Here is a 17,715-nt window from a genome sequence, read left to right on the forward strand (position 1 = left end):
CGATTGGGTCGGCGATGTGGCGACCCGGCAACGAGTGTGGGAGCTGTATCGAGCCGCTCCGGCACCGCTCGGATATGACTTCTGGAGCGTGTTCCCCGCTGGTCCCGCGGGGGAATCACCTTCGCTGCTGCGGCTGACGCCGTACCGTCTGCGGCTGACCGACGTCGAAACCCTCAGCGGAAGAAGAGGACCGTTGACCTGGCCTGACTCCGTGTCACCAGGACGGGACGGTGGGTCAAAAGAGCCCGGACATGACGAAGAGGCGGTGCCGCCGGAAAGCACCGCCTCTTGTCCCGAGGTTTTAGACGCCGTGGCCGTGGGCCTGGGCGCGAGCCTCCGGGCGGAAGCCGTTGCGCGGGCTGAGCGTGTCGTCGCCGTTGCCCAGCGCCTTGAGCTGCTCGGTGAAGTAGGTCTTCAGCCGGCTGCGGTACTCGCGCTCGTAGGCGTGCAGGTCGTCGATCGTGCGCTCCAGCTGGCCCTTCTGCTTCTCCAGCGTGCCCAGCATCTGGGCGCGGCGCTCGGCGATCTCGCCGTCCAGCTTCTCGGCGCGGGCACGGGCCTCGCCGGTCATCCGGTCGGCCTTGCCGCGCGCCTCGTTCTCCAGCCGCTCGGCCTTGGCGCGGGCCTCGCCGATGATCTTGTCGGCGGTGTCCTTCGCCTCCTGGACCAGGTCGTCGGAGTGCTTGGTCGCCATCTCCAGCAGCCGCACCGCGGAGCTGGAGGCGTCGCCGACGGTTCCAGCCGCCGCAGCAGCCCCCGCGGCCGCTACAGGCGCGACAACAGGTGGCTTCTCCTCCGGCTTCTCGACCACGACCGGGGGCTTGGGCTGCTGCACGACGGGCGGCAGCGCGGCGGTCTGGTCGACCGGCCGGTCCTGCCCCGCACCCGCGCGCTGAGCCGCCGCGAGCTTGGCCCGCAGCTCCTCGTTCTCGGCGAGAAGTCGCTCGAGCTCGGCTTCGACCTCGTCGAGGAAGGAGTCGACCTCAGTGACGTCGTAGCCCTCCCGCAATCGGACGGGCGTGAACTGCTTCGAGCGGACGTCATCCGGCGTCAGCGGCATCTTTCACCTCGTTTGTCTGTGTCTTGGCGGAGTCCCCGCGGCCTTCACCATCGGCGACTCAGTAGATCACGTTATCGCTTCGTTGTCTTATGACGGAATCCGGGCGGGCGATAACGGTCCACCTACCCCGTTTTTGTCGAGACTGTACCTACCCTGTCGCCGGCGTTCGTACCCTCCGACTTCGGGCTGCCCGAACTGGTTCCCACTGGGTCACAGCGAGTTCAGCGCGGTCGAGTTGATCGACATCGCCAGCGAGACGATGACGAACAGCATCAGCATGGACAGGTCGATCCGGATCCCGCCGGCCCCGATCGGGGGCAGGATCCGCCGCAGCGGCCGCAGGAACGGATCGGTGATCGAGTAGATCAGCTCGAAGAACAGCAGCAACGGCCCCTTCGGGTGCCACTGCGGCGCGAACATGACGATCAGACTGAGCACGAACCGCGCCACCAGCGCCAGGAAGAAGGCGAGCAGCACCCAGCTGAGAACCGTGAGGACGAGCGCTAGAGCAACCATGTCGTCAATGAGTGTAGAAGACCGGCGGAAACGGTGCGCGGGTCAGCTCTGGTTGTAGAACCCATCCGCGGCGATCTTCTCCTTCTCCTCGGCCGCCACCGTCACGTTCGGCGGGCAGACCAGGAACACCTTGGTGGTGATCCGCTCGATCGAGCCACGGCAGCAGAAGATCAGCCCGGCGGCGAAGTCAACCAGCCGCTTGGCGTCGGCGTGGTCCATCTCGGTCAGGTTCATGATGACGGGCGTACCGTCGCGGAAGTGCTCACCGATGACTCGCGCCTCGTTGTAGCTGCGCGGGTGCACGGTGGTGATGCGGGCCAACTCGGTAACCTCCGGGGACGGTGCGACACCACGTCGATCTGGGAACTTGCTGACCGTGCCGCCGGTCTCCTCGCGGCCGTGAGAATGGGACTCGGCCCGGGTCTCGCGGCTCTCCCGACCGGCGGGCGCCGGCTCGGCCTCCGCGGACTCCCCGTCGGCGGCTTCGTCGTCGTATTCGTCGTAGTCGTCGAACTCGTCGTCGTACCGCGCGTTGTAGCGCTCCCCGTCCTCGACCAAGCCGAGGTACACACCCATCTTGCGCAGCGCGCCGCTCATGGCCCTCCAGCCTCTCGATCCGGTTCGACGACAACGGTGAGCAGGAAGTGAAAACCTGCTCGATGTCGACACTAACCGAGCGGAGTGCGCGTACCGAGTAAGGCGCGCCCGAGCCGGACGTGTGTCGCCCCATGCCGGATCGCGGCGTCCAGATCGCCGGTCATCCCGGCCGAGATCCAGTCCGCCTTCGGATGTTCGGAGCGTAACCAGGAGGCTACTACCCGCAGTGCGTCGAACGCCTCATCGGGGTCCGATCCCAGCGGCGCCACCGCCATCACCCCACCGAGCTCCAGCCCGTCCGCTGCGGCCACCTCACCGGCCAGATCCAGTACGGCGTCCGGCTCGACTCCCCCGCGGCTGAACCCGGTCGCGGCGTCAGCCGATCCGTACGACGCCAGGCTCACCTGCAGCAGGCACCGGACAGTCCGCTCTTCGGCGACCGCGGCCTTCGACAGCGCGGCGACCAGTGAAGACCTATCCACCGAGTGCACGACCGACGCGTGCCGAACGACCGAGCGAGCCTTCTTCGACTGCAGCTGCCCGACGAAGTGCCAGGTGACATCCGGGCACTCCGGCGCCTTCGCCTTGAGCTCCTGCTCCCGGTTCTCGCCGACGTCCTGGACGCCGAGGGCCGCCAGAGCCCGTACGTCGCTGACTGGGAAGGTTTTGGTGATCGCGACAAGAGTCACCTCGTCCGACGACCTGCCGGCCGCCTCACAGGCCTTCTCGATCCGCTCCCGCACCAGCCGCAGATTCCCCCGCAGCTCGTCCTCACGCCCGCTCATCGCGTCGGGAGCTTCACGAGGCCGGCCAGGCGTCCACTGACCGGGCCCTCGCGCCGGTAGGAGTACAGATTCTCCGACTCGATCGTGCAGCTGGTCGCGTCGATCAGCTCGACGTCCAGCTCGGCCAGTTGCGCCTTGACCCCCGCAGCCACGTCGATCGACGGCGTACCCCAACTCGTCTCCGCGTACGACGCCGGCACCCGCTCGGCCACCTCGGCCCGCATCTCGGCCGGCACCTCGTAGCAGTTGCCACACGCGTACGGCCCGAGGACGGCGGTGATCCGCGACGCGCCGAGCTCGCGCATCGCTTCGACGGTCGCCGGTACGACGCCGACGTACATCCCCTTGCGTCCGGAATGGGCCGCTCCGATCACGCCGTCACCGGCAAGCAATACGGGCAGGCAATCCGCGGCGCGCACGGCCAGCACCACATCGGACCTGGTGGTGACGAGCGCATCCGCCGTCGGCATCGGGCTCAACGGCAGCTCGTCATCAGGCTGTACGACGTACACGTCCCGGCCATGCACCTGGCTGACCCGGACAATCCCCTCCGGCCGCACCCCGAACGCATCCGCGACCAGCCGGAAGTTCTCCGCGATCAACTCCGGGTCCTCACCCGATCCGCCGAGGTTCAGTTCGCCGTACGGCGCTTGGCTCGCACCGCCGAAGCGGTCAGTGAAGGCGAAGCGAACGTCGCGGAGAACCTCGTCATACCCGAACACATCCAGAGCCTACCGGCCCGGATGCGCCTTACTTCAGGAAGTCCGGGATGTCGAGGTCCTCTTCCGGCTCGGGCTTGCGGGCCGGACGGGTCGGGGTGGGCTGGGACGAGTTGGTGCTCGCGTTCGACGACGTGCTGGGGCCGTTGGTCGGCCACGAGTGCTGGGTGGTCGGCGCGGTCGGCGAAGCCGGGGTGTGCGGCGCCTGGTGCGGCGACTGCTGGCCCGACTGCACGGTACGCACCGGGTCGCCGGGCTGCGGGCGCGCGGAGTTCGTCGTACCGACGCCGGGACGGCCCTCGTTCTGGGTCGGGACCGGGACGGTGTCGTCGGTGGGCGCCGGCGGGTTCGCGAACTGACCGGACTGGCCCGACTGGCCCGACGACGCAGCCTGCCCGTTGGACGAGCCACCAGAAGCGGTGGGAGCCGACGGCTCAGCCGCGGGAGCCTGACCGTTGGAGGCCGGCGGTTGGCTGGCGGGCGGCTGACTCGCAGGCGGCTGAGCAGCAGCCGGAGGCGTCGTCTGTGCGGGTGGAGTCGTCGTACTCGACTGCATCGGGGCCGAGTATCCGGAGGGCTCCGGCCGGGAAGTCTGTGGCCGGGCCGAGTCCATGCCCTGCGTCCGGCGCTTCGGCATCCCGCCGTCGAATCCGGCCGCGATCACGGTGACCCGCACCTCGTCGCCGAGGGCGTCGTCGATCACCGCGCCGAAGATGATGTTCGCGTCCGAGTGCGCCGACTCCGAGACCAGCTGGGCCGCCTCGTTGATCTCGAACAGGCCCAGGTCGGAGCCGCCCGCGATCGACAGCAGCACGCCGTGCGCTCCCTCGATACTTGCCTCGAGCAACGGAGAGGAGATGGCCGCCTCGGCCGCCGCGACCGCGCGGTCCTCGCCGCGGGACGAGCCGATGCCCATCAGCGCCGAGCCGGCGTTCGACATGACCGCCTTGACGTCGGCGAAGTCCACGTTGATCAGGCCCGGCGTGGTGATCAGATCGGTGATGCCGGAGACACCCTGCAGCAGCACCTGGTCGGCCTGCTTGAACGCGTCCAGCACGGACACGGCCCGGTCGGAGATGGTCAGCAGCCGGTCGTTCGGGATGACGATCAGCGTGTCCACCTCCTCGCGGAGGGTGGCGATGCCGTCTTCTGCCTGGGTCGCGCGCCGCTTTCCCTCGAACGAGAACGGCCGCGTGACGACGCCTATGGTCAGGGCGCCGAGCGAACGGGCGATCCGGGCCACCACCGGCGCGCCGCCGGTCCCGGTACCACCACCCTCGCCGGCGGTGACGAAGACCATGTCGGCGCCCTTCAGCGCCTCCTCGATCTCCTCGGCGTGGTCCTCGGCGGCCTTCTGCCCGATCGCCGGGTTGGCGCCGGCGCCGAGGCCCCGGGTCTCCTCCCGGCCGATGTCGAGCTTGACGTCCGCGTCGCTCATCAACAGCGCCTGCGCGTCGGTGTTGATGGCGATGAACTCAACGCCCTTCAGACCGTGCTCGATCATCCGGTTGACGGCGTTCACGCCGCCTCCGCCGATGCCGACGACCTTGATGAGTGCCAGGTAGTTCTGCGGTGCCGCCACGTCCGCGCCTCTCGCCTCGTTCTGTTCCCGTTGTGGCCGGTTGGCCCCTGTTCCAGCGAAAAGTTCCAGCGAAAAGACTGAACCTCAAGTGGATGCTTAGACTTATGTCAACTTTAGATTACGCCGCACGGTACGGGACCGATTCGGGCAATGTCCACGCGCCTCGCCGCGCAGTCCCGGGATGTGACCAGTCACCGCTTTTCCCCTTTGGTGACAGGGAGATCGGGCGCCGAGACGTCGTACACCTTCGCCTTGCGCTTCATCAGCACGCTGAGTACCTCTGCCTTGCGCTCACTGTCATCGGAACTACCCCAAACGACCTTCACCCCGGAGCCGAGGTTGAGGGTGATCGAATCCGGTGAAGCGGCCGAGATCGACCCGACCTGAGCCCGCAGCGTGTCCGGCAGAGCGGCCGAAACCGTCACCACCGAACGGATCGTCACATCCCGCCGGGTTCCGGTCACCCGGGCCTCCGGCAGCGACGCCGGACGGGCCGTCACGGTCCGGAAGGCCGTCCCGGTCGCGTCGACCAGGTCGAACCGGCTGCCATCGGTGACGACCACCACCGGCACCCGTTCGGTGACCACGATCACGACCTTGTGCGGCCAGGCGCGGGTCACCTGCGCGTCGGCCACCGCCGGGATGCCACGCACCCGGTCCGCGATCGCGGTCAGGTCGACCTTCGCCAGCGGCTTCCCGATCGGAGCGTCGGCGACGTTCTCGATCGTTGCCACCGGCACCGTGTCCGCACCACTCACCCGGACGCCGTCGACCGCGAGTACGGCGGAGAAGTAGAACAACCACACGACCAGGCCGCCGAACACCAATACGGCGCCACCGATCGCCCACGGCAGCCAGCTGCGCCAGCGCACCAGCCGTTGCCGGCGCGCGAACCGCTGCTGTGCCCGAGCCAGATCAACGCTCTGGCTCATGCCAATGACCCCACCCTTTTACTCCACCACAGGAGTCAGTTCAGCAGCCGCAGACTCGCGGGCGACGGCCCGTTCGGCCAGCAAATCAACGACTTCCGGGCCGATCAGCGTCACGTCGCCGGCGCCCAGCGTGACCACCAGGTCGCCCGGCTCGGCCAGACTCGCGACCAGCTGCGGTACGGCGGACCACGACGGCTCGAACCGAACCTGCTCCGGCTTCAGCGGCACGTGGTTCGCGATCAGCGCGCCGGTGACACCGGGCTCGGGGTCCTCCCGCGCGGCGAAGACGTCCATCACGACGACCTCGTCGGCCAGCGCGAGCGCGTCCGAGAACTGGGTCGCGAAGATCCTGGTCCGGCTGAACAGGTGCGGCTGGAAGCACGCGATCACGCGCCCCTCCCCCGCCACCTGACGAGCCGCGGTCAGGTCGACGGCGAGCTCGGTCGGGTGGTGCGCGTACGAGTCGAAGACCCGCACACCGTCTTCCAGGCCCTTGAACTCGAACCGCCGCCCGGTCCCGGTGAACGACGCCAGCCCTTCGGCCAGGTCCGCCGCGGAGAACCCGAGCCCCAGCCCGACTGTCAGCGCGGCCGACGCGTTCAGAGCGTTGTGCTTGCCCGCCTGCTGCAACTGGACCACCGGCAGCTTCCGCCCGCGGTACACCGGTGCGAACGACTGCGTCGCGCCCGTCGCCGTGATCTCGGTGACGCGCATGTCGGCGTCGCTCGATTCGCCGTACGTGCGTACGTCGATACCACGCGCGCGAGCGAAGTCGGCCAGCTTGCGCGCACCGGCGTCGTCGTAGCAGATCGCCATGAAACCGCCCGGGATCACCCGGTCGCAGAACTGCTCGAAGGCGAGCCGGTAGCTGGCCTCGTCGCCGTAGTTGTCCAGGTGGTCCGGCTCGACCGATGTGACGATCGACACCTCAGGCGCGTAGGTCAGGAACGACTTGTCCGACTCGTCCGCCTCGGCGACGAAGAGGTCGCCGTTCCCGTCGTGGGCGTTCGACCCCGACTCGTTCAGGTTGCCGCCGATCGCGTACGACGGATCGGCCGCGCAGTGCTGCAGCGCGACGGTCAGCATCGAGGTGGTGGTCGTCTTGCCATGCGTACCGGCCACGGCCAGCGTCCGGCGGCCGACCATCACCGAGGCGAGCGCCGCGGCGCGCGGCAGGATCGGGATCCCGGCGGCCTGGGCCGCGACCACCTCGGGGTTGGTCTCGCGGATCGCCGTGGACACGACGACCGTGTCCGCCTCGGCGACGTGTTCGGCAGCGTGACCGACCCAGCAGGTGGCGCCGAGCGCACGGAGCGCGGAGAGCACTTTGCCGTCCTTGGCGTCGGAACCGGACACCTCGATGCCGCGGGACGCCATGATCCGGGCGATCCCGGACATCCCGGCGCCGCCGATACCGACGAAGTGCACTCTGCCCAGCTTCTCCGCGGGCAGGGTCGTGTCAGGAGCGGAGACGATCACGAAGCAGACCCCACCACATCCAGGATGATCCGCGCCAATCGTTCGTCGGCATCGGTACGGATCAGGCCCTTCGCAGCTGTGGACATGGCTGTCAGACGCGCGGGATCGAGCAGAAGTTGCGGCACATTCGCGCGAACCCAGTCCGGCGTCACCGTGGAGTTGTCCACCAGCAGCCCGCCGCCCGCATCGACCACGGGCTTGGCGTTCAAAGCTTGCTCACCGTTACCGATCGGCAGCGGAACGTAGATCGCCGGCAGCCCCACTCCGGAGACCTCGGTCACAGTGTTCGCACCAGAACGGCAAACGACCAGGTCTGCCGCCGCGTAGGCGAGGTCCATCCGGTCGACGTACTGGAGCACGACATACGGGTACCCACCTGTCTGCGGCACCTCGAGCGTGTTCTTCGGCCCGATCACGTGCAGGACCTGGATCCCGGCCGCCTGCAGCTCGGCCGCAGCGCCCGCGACAGCCTCGTTCAGCCGCTGCGCACCCTGGGATCCACCGGTCACGAACAGCGTCGGCGCGTCCGGGTCCAGCCCGAAGAACTGCCGCGCCTCGGCCCGCAACGCGGCCCGGTCCAGCGTCGAAATGGCCCGCCGGATCGGCAGACCGACGTACGACGCATTCGGCAGATCCGTGCCAGGGAACGACGTGATGACGTTCTTCGTGCAGTAGCGAGCCGCGAACTTGTTCGCGATCCCCGGTACGGCGTTGCCCTCGTGGACGACGATCGGCGTCTTCCGCCGCCAGGCGGCGACGTATGCGGGGGTGGAGACGTACCCACCGAAGCCAACCAGGACGTCCGCCTTGGCCTCGTCCAGCGCGCGCCGGGCGGCGTTCACCGAGGCGAGCATCTTGCCCGGTACGGCGAGCAGCGCCGGCGTCGGTTTACGCGGCAGCGGCACCGGCGGGATCAGCTCGAGCCGGTAGCCGGCCTCCGGGATCACCCGGGTCTCCAGGCCGCGCTCGGTGCCGAGAGCGAGGATCTCGACGGTCGGATCGATCCGGCGCAGCGCGTCGGCGGTGGCGATCAGGGGTGAGGTGTGGCCGGCGCTACCGCCACCGGCCAGGACGATGCTGGGCACAGCGTTCAACGCTCCTGCGTTCTATCGGTCGGGCGTACGCCGCGACGGCAGCCACCCGAATCGCGGCCGCCTGATCTCCTTCAAGGCAGCCTGCGCGCCGGGTTCGGCCTTCGCAAAGGACAGCAGCATGCCGATCGCGATCAGCGTCGGCAGCAGTGCGGAACCACCGTACGACAAAAGCGGGAGCGGAATGCCGACGATCGGTAGCAGTCCGATCACGGCGCCGAGGTTGACCAGCGTCTGGGCCATGATCCAGATGGTGATTCCGGCCGCGGCGTAGCGGACGAACGGCTCGGTGTTCCGGGTCGCGATCCGCACTCCGGCATAGGCCAGAGTGAGGAACAGGGCGAGGACGGTGAGCGACCCGACCAGGCCGAGCTCCTCGCCGATCACGGAGAAGATGAAGTCGGTGTGCGCCTCCGGCAGGTTGCCCCACTTCTGCCGGCTGTTGCCGATCCCGACGCCCCACCAGCCGCCGGTCGACAGCGCGTAGAACGAGTGGTACGCCTGCCAGCCGACCCCGGACGGGTCGGTGAACGGATCCATGAACGACGAGACGCGGTCCATCCGGTGCTTCGCCGTGATGACGAAGTACGACGCGATCGTGCCGACCACCAGGATGGTCGCGACGAACAGCCGGGTCGGTGCGCCGACGATCCAGATCATGCCGATCATCACAGCCATCAGCACCAGCGCCGTACCGAGGTCGCGCTGACCGACGATCAGCGCGATCACCAGTCCGCACACCGGGACCATCGGGATCAGCAGATGCTTCCACTGGGTGAGCAGTTTCTCCTTGCGGGCATAGAGATCCGCGCACCACATCACCAGCGCCAGCTTGGCGAACTCACTCGGCTGGATCTGCAGCGGCCCGCCGAGGTTCAGCCAGTTGGTGTTGCCGTTCACACCGACACCGAGGCCGGGGATATAGGTCAGCACGAGCAGGAACATCGACCCGAGCAGGGCGACGTACGCGAGCATGCGGAAGTGCCGCGGCGTCATCCGGGAGGCGACGTACGCCATCGGCAGGCCGACGCCGACCCAGATCACCTGCCGGGTGAAGATCGTGTAGCTGTTCCCGTTGGCGCGCAGCGACAGCACGCTGGAGGCCGACAGCACCATCAGCAGGCCGAGGATCAGCAGCAGGCTGGTCGCACCGAGCAGGATGTGGTACGACGTCAGCGGCCGGTCGAGCACGTCGCGGATGGCAGCCACCCACGGCCGCTCCGAGGTGTTCTGGTCCTGCTTCTGATCCGGCTGGTCAGCGATCGACGTCACTCGATCACCTCCGGATCAGCTGTCGCCCAGCTGGTGCACGGCTTCGGCGAAGGCGTCCCCACGGGCTCCGTAGTTGGCGAACATGTCCCAGGATGCGCAGCCAGGCGCGAGCAGCACGGTGTCTCCCACCTGTGCCAGCTTCGCCGCCTCCCCCACCACGATCTCCATGGCTCCAGTGTCCGTTGCCTCGATAGTGATCGTCGGGACATCCGGTGCGTGTCGGGCAAGAGCTTCGGCGATCACCAGCTTGTCCTGCCCGAGCAGTACGACGCCGCGCAGCCGATCGCGAGCCGCGACCACCAGCTCGTCGAACGTCGCGCCCTTGGCCTGACCGCCGGCGATCCACACCACGTGCTCGTAGGCCAGCAGCGACGCCTGTGCCGCATGCGGGTTGGTCGCCTTCGAGTCGTCGACATAGTTGACCCCGGCAACATCCGCGACGTGTGCGATCCGGTGCTTGTCCGGCCGGAAGCCGCGCAGCCCGTCCCGCACTGCCGACGCCGGTACGCCGAACGCCCGGGCCAGCGCGGCCGCGGCCAAGGCATTCGCCACGTTGTGCGGTGCGGCCGGGGTGATGTCGTCGAGGGTCGCCAGCTCGAGCGCCGACGACGCGCGCTGTTCGATGAACGCCCGGTCCACCAGGAGTTCGTCGACCAGGCCGACCATCGAGCGGTCCGGCGTACCGAGGGTGAAGCCGATCGCGCGGCAACCCTCGATCACGTCCGCGTCCATCACCAACTGCTCGGTCGCCGGGTCGGCCACGTTGTAGACACAGGCGACCTGGCAGTTCTCGTAGATCTTGCCCTTGTCGGCGGCATAGGCGTCGAGCGAGCCGTGCCAGTCGACGTGGTCCGGCGCGATGTTCAGTACGGCGGCCGAATGCGCCGACATCGAGTGGGTGAAATGCAGCTGGTAACTCGACAGCTCCACCGCGATCACGTCGTACGGCTCGGGATCCATGACGGCTTCCAGCAACGGGAGACCGACGTTGCCCGCGGCAACGACTCGGTGGCCGGCGGCGGTCAGGATCGCGGTCAGCATCTGCACTGTGGTGGTCTTGCCGTTGGTCCCGGTGACGCACAGCCAGGGCGCGGCGTTCGCCGGGTCCCGCAGCCGCCACGCCAGCTCGATCTCGCTCCAGATCGGCACGTTCCGCTCGGCTGCCTGCTTGAGGAGCGGCGCGTACGGCGGGACGCCGGGAGAGGTAACGACGACGTCGACCTCCTTGGGCAGCTCCGCCGTACTGCCCGGGCCGAGCGTGATGGTGGCGCCGAGGGTCCCGAGGATCTGCGCCTTCTCCTGCAGCGCTTCGTTGTCCCGGTCGTCCAGGACGATCACATGCTCGGCACCCGCCTGCAGCAACGAGTCGGCGCACGCGTAGCCCGCCGTACCGAACCCGAGTACGACGAAGCGGGTCGTCGCCCAGCCGTCGTCGGTGCGAGTCTCGAGGCTCATCCGCCGGTCACCCATTCCGCGTAGAAGACGCCGAGGCCGATCACCACGCATAGGCCCTGGATGATCCAGAAGCGGATCACCACGTTCACCTGTTCCCAGCCGAGCATCTCGAAGTGGTGATGTAGTGGCGCCATCCGGAACAGCCGTTTGCCCTTGGTGATCTTGAACCATCCGACCTGCAGGATGACGGACGCGGTGATGATGACGAACAGCCCGCCGAGCAGGAGCACCAGCAGCTCGGTCCGGGTCATCACCGCCATCCCGGACAGTGCCCCACCGAGCGACAGCGAACCGGTGTCACCCATGAAGATCTTGGCCGGCGACGCGTTCCACCACAGGAACCCGAACAGCGCCCCGGTCAGTGAAGCCGCTACGACGGCGAGGTCATGTGGATCTCGTACTTCGTAACACTTCGCGCCCGGCGCGGTCGCGCAGCTCTGGCCGAACTGCCAGATGCAGATCAGCGTGTAGGCGCCGAAAACCATCATCGACGCGCCGGTGGCCAGGCCGTCCAGGCCGTCGGCGAGGTTGACACCGTTCGACATACCGGCGATCAGCAGCAGGATCCAGATCACCACGAGTACGCCGGCCAGGTGCAGCCAGCTGATGTCGCGGATGAAGGAGATGAACGGCGAGGCCGGCCGCTGGCCGCGCTCGTCGGGGAACTGCAACGCGAGTACAGCGAAGGTGACCGCGATGAGCGTCTGGCCGGCCAGTTTCGCCTTGCTGCGCAGGCCGAGGCTGCGCTGCCGGAAGATCTTGATGAAGTCGTCCAGGAACCCGACGGCGCCCATCCCGGCGAACAGGAACAGCACCAGCAGCGCCGACGCGGTCGGCTCGGTCATGGTGAACAGCTTGGCGGCGAAGTAGCCGACGATGGTGGCAGCGATGAAGACGGTGCCGCCCATCGTCGGGGTACCGCGCTTGGTGTGGTGCGAGGTGGGCCCGTCGTCGCGGATCTCCTGGCCGTAGCCGCGTTTGGCCAGCAGGGTGATCGCCCAGCGGGTGCCGATCAGGGTCAGCACCATCGAGACGGCACCGCCGAACAGGATCGAGATCACTGCACGTCCTCCAGCAGCGCTTCGGCCAGGCTGCGCAATTTCGCCAGTTTCGAGGATTTGACCAGTACGACGTCACCCGCGCGCAACTCGCCGCGCAGGAACTCGTGCGCCTCCGCGAGCGTGTCGACGTAGGCGGATTCGTTGCCCCAGGAGCCTTCCAGCGAGGCGCCGAGATGGATCGGCTTCGCACCCTCCCCGACCACCAGCAGCCGGTTGACGTCGAGCCGGACCACGAGCCGGCCGATCGCGTCGTGCTCCTCGGCCGAGGTGTCGCCGAGCTCGCGCATCTCGCCGAGCACGGCCCAGGTACGCGCGCCCCGGGCCCGGCCGATCGCGACCAGCGACTTCAGCGCCGCGCGCGTCGACTCCGGGTTGGCGTTGAACGCGTCGTTGATGATCGTCACGCCGTCCGCTCGCTCGGTGACTTCCATCCGCGCGGCCGAGACCCTGGTCGCCGCGTTCAGGCCGTTGGCGATCTGCTCCGGTGTCAGGCCGACCGCTTTCGCGACCGTCGCAGCGGCGAGGGCATTGGACACGTAGTGCTCACCGACGAACTGCAGCTGGACGTGCTCGCTGAAGTCCCCGATGTGCAGGGTGAAGGCAGGCCGCCCTTCGGCGTCGAGCTTGACGCCGGCCGCGCGTACGTCGGCCTCCGGCGCCTCCCCGAAGGTGAGTACCTGCTCCGGCGTCCGGCTCCGCATCGCGGCGACCCGGTGATCATCGGCATTCAGTACGGCGATCCCACCGGGGACGACGGCCTCGATCATTTCGCCCTTGGCCACCGCGATGTTGTCCTGCGTGCCGAACTCGCCGATGTGCGAGGTGCCGACGTTCAGCACCAACCCGACCTTCGGTGGAGTGATGCCGCAGAGGTAGGTGATGTCGCCCCTGTGCCGGGCGCCCATCTCGGCGACCAGGTACTTCGTCTCCGGCGTCGCTTGCAGCGCGGTGAGCGGGTGCCCGATCTCGTTGTTGAAAGAGCCTTCGGGCGAAACGGTTTCGCCGTACGGGCGGATGAGCTGGGCGATCAGGTCCTTCGTGCTGGTCTTGCCGGACGAGCCGGTCAGTCCGATCACGGTCAGGTCCGGCAGCCGGCTGACGATCAACCTGGCCAGCGCACCGAGCGCGGCCTGCGTGTCGTCGACGACGATGCAGGGGCTGCCCTCGATCGGCCGGGTGGTCAGCGATGCCGTCAGGCCCTGCTGGCTCGCGGCGCCGACGTAGTCGTGCCCGTCGACGTTCTCACCGGGCAGGGCGACGAACAGTCCACCCGGTCCGGCGGTTCGCGAGTCGATCACCACGGCGCCGTCGACGACAGCGGCCGGGTCGACCCCGACCAGCTCGCCGTGGACGGCTTCGGCAATCTCGCCGCAACTGACAGGGATCACCGCTCTGCCTCCAGCAACTCACGCACGGTTTCGCGATCGTCGAACGGGTGGATCACACCGCCGACGTCCTGACCTGTCTCATGCCCTTTGCCCAGTACGACGACCGTGTCGCCCGGCCCGGCCAGCTCGATCGCGGTCGCGATGGCCTGCCGGCGGTCGCCGATCTCGTGCAGTTCGCCGGCCGGCACTGCCCGCCTGGCGCCTTCGAGCGCGGCGGCCCGGATCGCGGCCGGGTCCTCACTGCGCGGGTTGTCGTCGGTGATGATGACGACGTCCGCCGTACGAGCCGCTGCCGCGCCCATCGCGGGCCGCTTGCCGGCGTCGCGGTCGCCTCCGCAGCCGACCACGGCGTACAGGCGGCCCTTCGTCGCACCGCGCGCTGCCTGCAGCGCGAGCTCGACGGCGTCGGGCGTGTGCGCGTAGTCGACGATCACCGCCAGGCCGTCCTCCCGGGTGAACGTCTCCATCCGGCCGGGTACGTTCGCCGTACGCAGTCCGGTCGCGATCTTGTCGGCCGGCACGTCGAGCTGCCGCAACATCGCGGTCGCGAGCAGTGCGTTGGCCACGTTGAAGTCACCGGGCAGCGCGATCTCGACGGTCAGCGTCTCCCCCGGCCCCTGGATGTCGAGGACGGTCGCACCGTGCTCGGATTGATGCCGGTTCGTCACCGTCCAGTCGGCCTCGCCCTTGGTCGACACAGTCACCAGCGGTACGACGGTCTGCGCGGCAAGCCGGCGGCCGTACTCGTCGTCGATGGTCACCACAGCGACATCACACCGCTCCGGGGTGAACAACGAGGCCTTCGCCGCGAAGTACTCCTCAAACGTGTGATGGAAGTCCAGGTGGTCCTGTGTGAGGTTGGTGAACCCCGCCACTGAGAAGCGCGCGCCATCCACGCGTCCCAGGGCCAGTGCGTGGCTCGACACCTCCATCGCGCACCACCCGACGGCCCGCTCGCGCATTACTGCGAACAACGCATGCAGGTCCGTGGCCTCCGGAGTGGTCCGGACGCTCTTCACTACTTCGTCGCCGATGCGCGTCTGTACCGTCCCGATCAGAGCGGCCGGGCCAAGCTGCTGCAGTACGGCGTCCAGCAGGAAGCAGGTGGTGGTTTTGCCGTTGGTGCCGGTCACACCGAGCAACCGCAGCTCACTGGTCGGCTCACCGTAGATCCGGGATGCGACCGCACCGAGCACGTCACGTGGCTTGTCGACCACCAGCACGGGCAGACCGGTCGCCCGGGCCCGCTCTTCACCAGTGTGATCGGTCAGTACGGCGACCGCACCGGCCTCCTTCGCCTTGGCGACGAACGCAGCGCCGTGCGTGACCGCGCCGGGCAGAGCGGCGTACAGGTCACCGGGAAGGACCGAGCGCGAGTCGAGCGATACACCGGTGACGTCTGGACCGGCTGCCGGGATCTGTGCGTGCGCAACGCGTGCGAGGTCGCTCAGGCTGACCGGCACGATGTGCCGAGGCCTGATCGCTGCGACGGCTCCGCCTGCGGCAGTAGGGGTGGACACGGGCCCTGAGGCTACCGCTCCTGCCCGTGTGACTCCTACCTGACCCTGGGTCACCACGTCAGCGGTACGACGGGCTGCTTCGCACCTGTCGGCGGAACGACGTACTTCTGCAGTGCGTAGCTCATCACGTCGCGGAACACCGGGCCTCCCTGTCCACCACCGCTGCGCCCATTGGTCGGGTTCTGGAGTACGACGTACGTAACGAAGCGCGGGTTGTCGGCAGGAGCAAATCCGGCAAAAGAAGTGGCCCACTTGCGGTAGCAGCCGCAGGCCGAGTCGACTTCCTGCGCCGTACCGGTCTTGCCGGCCACCAGGTAGCCGTCGATCGCGGCCTGCGGCGCCGTACCGCCCTTGCCGGTGACGGCCTCCATCATCGTCGCCACCTCCTTGGCGGCGGTCTCACTCACCACCCGGCGGGAGGGAGCCGACGGGTTCGGGATGGTGTTGCCGTTCGCGTCGACGTAGTTCTTGACCAGCTTGGGCGGCACGTAGACACCACCGTTCGCGACGGCGTTGACGGCGGCGGTCATCTGGACAGCGTTCACGGCCAGCCCCTGGCCGAAGGCGACGTTCGAACGGGTCAGTTCGCTCCACTCGTCACCCTGCTGCAGCTTGCCGCGGCTCTCACCGGGGAAGTTCAGCCCGGTCGGCTCGCCGAACCCGAAGTCGTGCAGGTACTTCACGAACTGCGGGATCTGCATCTGCTGGGCGGCCATGATCGTGCCGACGTTCGACGACTTGGCGATCACGCCGGCGATGGTCAGGTCGAGCGTGCCGTGGTCGAAGTGGTCCTTGATCGTCCGGCCCTGCACGCGGATGCTGCCGGGCACCTTGAGCTTGGTGTTCAGGTCGATCAGCCCGGCGTCGGCCAGCGCGGCCATGGTGACGACCTTCTGCACACTGCCCGGCTCGTAGATCTGCTCGAGCGCCGGGTTGCTGAGCTGGCTCGACTTGACCGGCTTGTTCGGGTCGAACGTCGGGTAGTTCGCCATCGCCAGGATCTCGCCGGACTTCACGTCCGCGGTGACGACCGTTCCCGAGGTGGCCTTGTACTGCTTCACCGCCTGCTCGATCCGCCGCTCCGCGAACCACTGCAGGTCCGCGTCCAAAGTGAGCTGCGCGGTGACGCCGGGCTTCGGCTCCTCGACCGTGTGGTTCGCGTTCGGGATCTTGTTGCCCTTGGTGTCGACCTCGTACATCGCCTTGCCGTCCTGGCCGGACAGCTTGCCGTTCATCCCGTACTCGAGCCCGGACAGACCCTTGCCGTCGGCACCGACCACGCCGATCACGTTCGCCGCGACGGTGCCGTACGGGTGTGAGCGGACCGGGTCGTCCTCGGTGTAGATGCCGGCCAGCAGCGGCTGCTTCTCGTCGTCGGGCAGACTCTGGTTCTGCTTGCTGATGTCGGCGTTCTTCGCCTTCAGTTCGGCCTCGATGTCGTTCCAGGTCTGCGGGCTGACCTGGCGCGCGAGGTACGCGAACCGGCCCTTCCCGGTCATCGCGGTGACGAGCTTGTCGTACGTCGTGGTGGTCAGCTTCGGCGCGAGAATGTTCGCGAGCTGAGTCGCGACCTTGGCCGTCTGGGTCGGGTCCGCGGTGATCGCCACCGCGTCCTCGGACACCGACAGCGGTACGCCGTTCCGGTCCAGGATCGAGCCGCGCGACGCGTGCAGCACGAACGGCTTCGTGTTCTCCCGGGTCGCCGCCAGCGCGTAGCTGTCCGGGTCGACCCCCTGCAGCAACACGAGCCGCCCGGCGAACAACGACAGTACGAACGCCATCACCCCGAACGTCACCCGCAGCCGAAGCGCCGGCCGCCCCAACTTCAGCGTCCGCGGCGGCTTGCGCTTCTTAGCCTGCGGAGGCCGCCGCTTCTGCGGCGGCCGCTTCCGAGGCAGACTCTTCTCAGCTGCGACCTTCTTTGCGGGAGCCTTCTTCGCCGGCGCCTTCTTCGTTGCGGTCTTCTTGGCAGCAACCTTCTTTGCGGGTGCCGGGCGAGCGCCACCTGCAGCAGGCCGCTTCCTGGGCTGACTGGAGGCCGCCTTCTTCACCGGACGCTGCTGCTCCGCGGCGCGCTGCTCCTGCTCTTCGCGGGCTAGGCGGAGGAGGCGGTCGCGGGTGGATTCCGGACGTTGTGGGGCGTTGCGGTTGCTGTCTGTAGTGGAGGACGGACGGGACGGAGCCTTGCGGGGTGGCGTGCCCCGGCTCTGGTCACCACCACGCTTGCGTGGCGGTTCGTTGCCCCGTCGGTCGGTCAT

At 68.2% G+C, this 17,715-nt stretch carries 15 protein-coding genes; all 15 read right to left on the minus strand.

The genetic code is table 11. The annotated features are described in order from the left end of the window. Positions 1 to 301: 301 nt before the first annotated feature. The 15 genes from EV646_RS04370 to EV646_RS04440 all read right to left on the minus strand — a co-directional run bounded on the left by EV646_RS04370 (position 302) and on the right by EV646_RS04440 (position 17,715). Positions 302 to 1,060 (minus strand): DivIVA domain-containing protein, encoded by a 759-nt coding sequence (locus EV646_RS04370; protein WP_132144064.1) that lies wholly within the window; start codon positions 1,058 to 1,060, stop codon positions 302 to 304. Between the two features lie 210 nt (positions 1,061 to 1,270). Continuing rightward, complete coding sequence (locus EV646_RS04375) at positions 1,271 to 1,576, minus strand: YggT family protein (protein WP_132144066.1); 306 nt, start codon at positions 1,574 to 1,576, stop codon at positions 1,271 to 1,273. Positions 1,577 to 1,618: 42 nt separating this feature from the next. Next, complete coding sequence (locus EV646_RS04380) at positions 1,619 to 2,173, minus strand: cell division protein SepF (protein WP_132144068.1); 555 nt, start codon at positions 2,171 to 2,173, stop codon at positions 1,619 to 1,621. Positions 2,174 to 2,244: 71 nt separating this feature from the next. Then, on the minus strand, positions 2,245 to 2,958 hold the full coding sequence (locus tag EV646_RS04385; RefSeq protein WP_132144070.1) for a YggS family pyridoxal phosphate-dependent enzyme: 714 nt from the start codon (positions 2,956 to 2,958) through the stop codon (positions 2,245 to 2,247). Continuing rightward, positions 2,955 to 3,680, minus strand: coding sequence for a purine nucleoside phosphorylase YfiH/LACC1 family protein (locus EV646_RS04390; protein ID WP_132144072.1), 726 nt, complete (start codon positions 3,678 to 3,680; stop codon positions 2,955 to 2,957). The genes EV646_RS04385 and EV646_RS04390 overlap by 4 nt, the downstream gene beginning before the upstream one ends. Positions 3,681 to 3,708: 28 nt before the next feature. After that, positions 3,709 to 5,259, minus strand: a complete 1,551-nt coding sequence (gene ftsZ / locus EV646_RS40885) for a cell division protein FtsZ (RefSeq protein WP_132144074.1) — start codon at positions 5,257 to 5,259, stop codon at positions 3,709 to 3,711. Between the two features lie 191 nt (positions 5,260 to 5,450). After that, positions 5,451 to 6,191: a cell division protein FtsQ/DivIB gene (locus EV646_RS04400; protein WP_132144076.1), complete on the minus strand. Its 741-nt coding sequence runs from the start codon at positions 6,189 to 6,191 to the stop codon at positions 5,451 to 5,453. Positions 6,192 to 6,209: 18 nt separating this feature from the next. Further along, entirely contained in the window at positions 6,210 to 7,670 is a 1,461-nt protein-coding gene (murC, locus tag EV646_RS04405) for a UDP-N-acetylmuramate--L-alanine ligase (RefSeq protein ID WP_132144078.1), read from the minus strand. Beyond that, positions 7,667 to 8,755, minus strand: coding sequence for an undecaprenyldiphospho-muramoylpentapeptide beta-N-acetylglucosaminyltransferase (murG, locus tag EV646_RS04410; protein ID WP_132144080.1), 1,089 nt, complete (start codon positions 8,753 to 8,755; stop codon positions 7,667 to 7,669). The genes murC and murG overlap by 4 nt, the downstream gene beginning before the upstream one ends. Before the next feature lie 21 nt (positions 8,756 to 8,776). Beyond that, positions 8,777 to 10,033, minus strand: a complete 1,257-nt coding sequence (gene ftsW / locus EV646_RS04415; RefSeq protein ID WP_132144082.1) for a putative lipid II flippase FtsW — start codon at positions 10,031 to 10,033, stop codon at positions 8,777 to 8,779. 15 nt (positions 10,034 to 10,048) lie between these two features. Then, positions 10,049 to 11,503, minus strand: coding sequence for a UDP-N-acetylmuramoyl-L-alanine--D-glutamate ligase (gene murD, locus EV646_RS04420; protein WP_422386685.1), 1,455 nt, complete (start codon positions 11,501 to 11,503; stop codon positions 10,049 to 10,051). After that, complete coding sequence (gene mraY, locus EV646_RS04425; RefSeq protein WP_422386688.1) at positions 11,485 to 12,516, minus strand: phospho-N-acetylmuramoyl-pentapeptide-transferase; 1,032 nt, start codon at positions 12,514 to 12,516, stop codon at positions 11,485 to 11,487. Before mraY ends, murD begins: the two co-directional genes overlap by 19 nt. Before the next feature lie 29 nt (positions 12,517 to 12,545). Continuing rightward, the gene (locus EV646_RS04430) at positions 12,546 to 13,937 is read right to left on the minus strand and encodes a UDP-N-acetylmuramoyl-tripeptide--D-alanyl-D-alanine ligase (protein WP_132144088.1); all 1,392 of its coding nucleotides are present in this window, start codon (positions 13,935 to 13,937) and stop codon (positions 12,546 to 12,548) included. Then, positions 13,934 to 15,457: a UDP-N-acetylmuramoyl-L-alanyl-D-glutamate--2,6-diaminopimelate ligase gene (locus tag EV646_RS04435; protein ID WP_132144090.1), complete on the minus strand. Its 1,524-nt coding sequence runs from the start codon at positions 15,455 to 15,457 to the stop codon at positions 13,934 to 13,936. The genes EV646_RS04430 and EV646_RS04435 overlap by 4 nt, the downstream gene beginning before the upstream one ends. 50 nt (positions 15,458 to 15,507) lie before the next feature. Beyond that, positions 15,508 to 17,715, minus strand: a complete 2,208-nt coding sequence (locus EV646_RS04440) for a peptidoglycan D,D-transpeptidase FtsI family protein (protein ID WP_241995269.1) — start codon at positions 17,713 to 17,715, stop codon at positions 15,508 to 15,510.

The sequence above is a fragment of the Kribbella antiqua genome (assembly GCF_004345665.1).
GTDB classification, from domain to species: Bacteria; Actinomycetota; Actinomycetes; order Propionibacteriales; family Kribbellaceae; genus Kribbella; species Kribbella antiqua.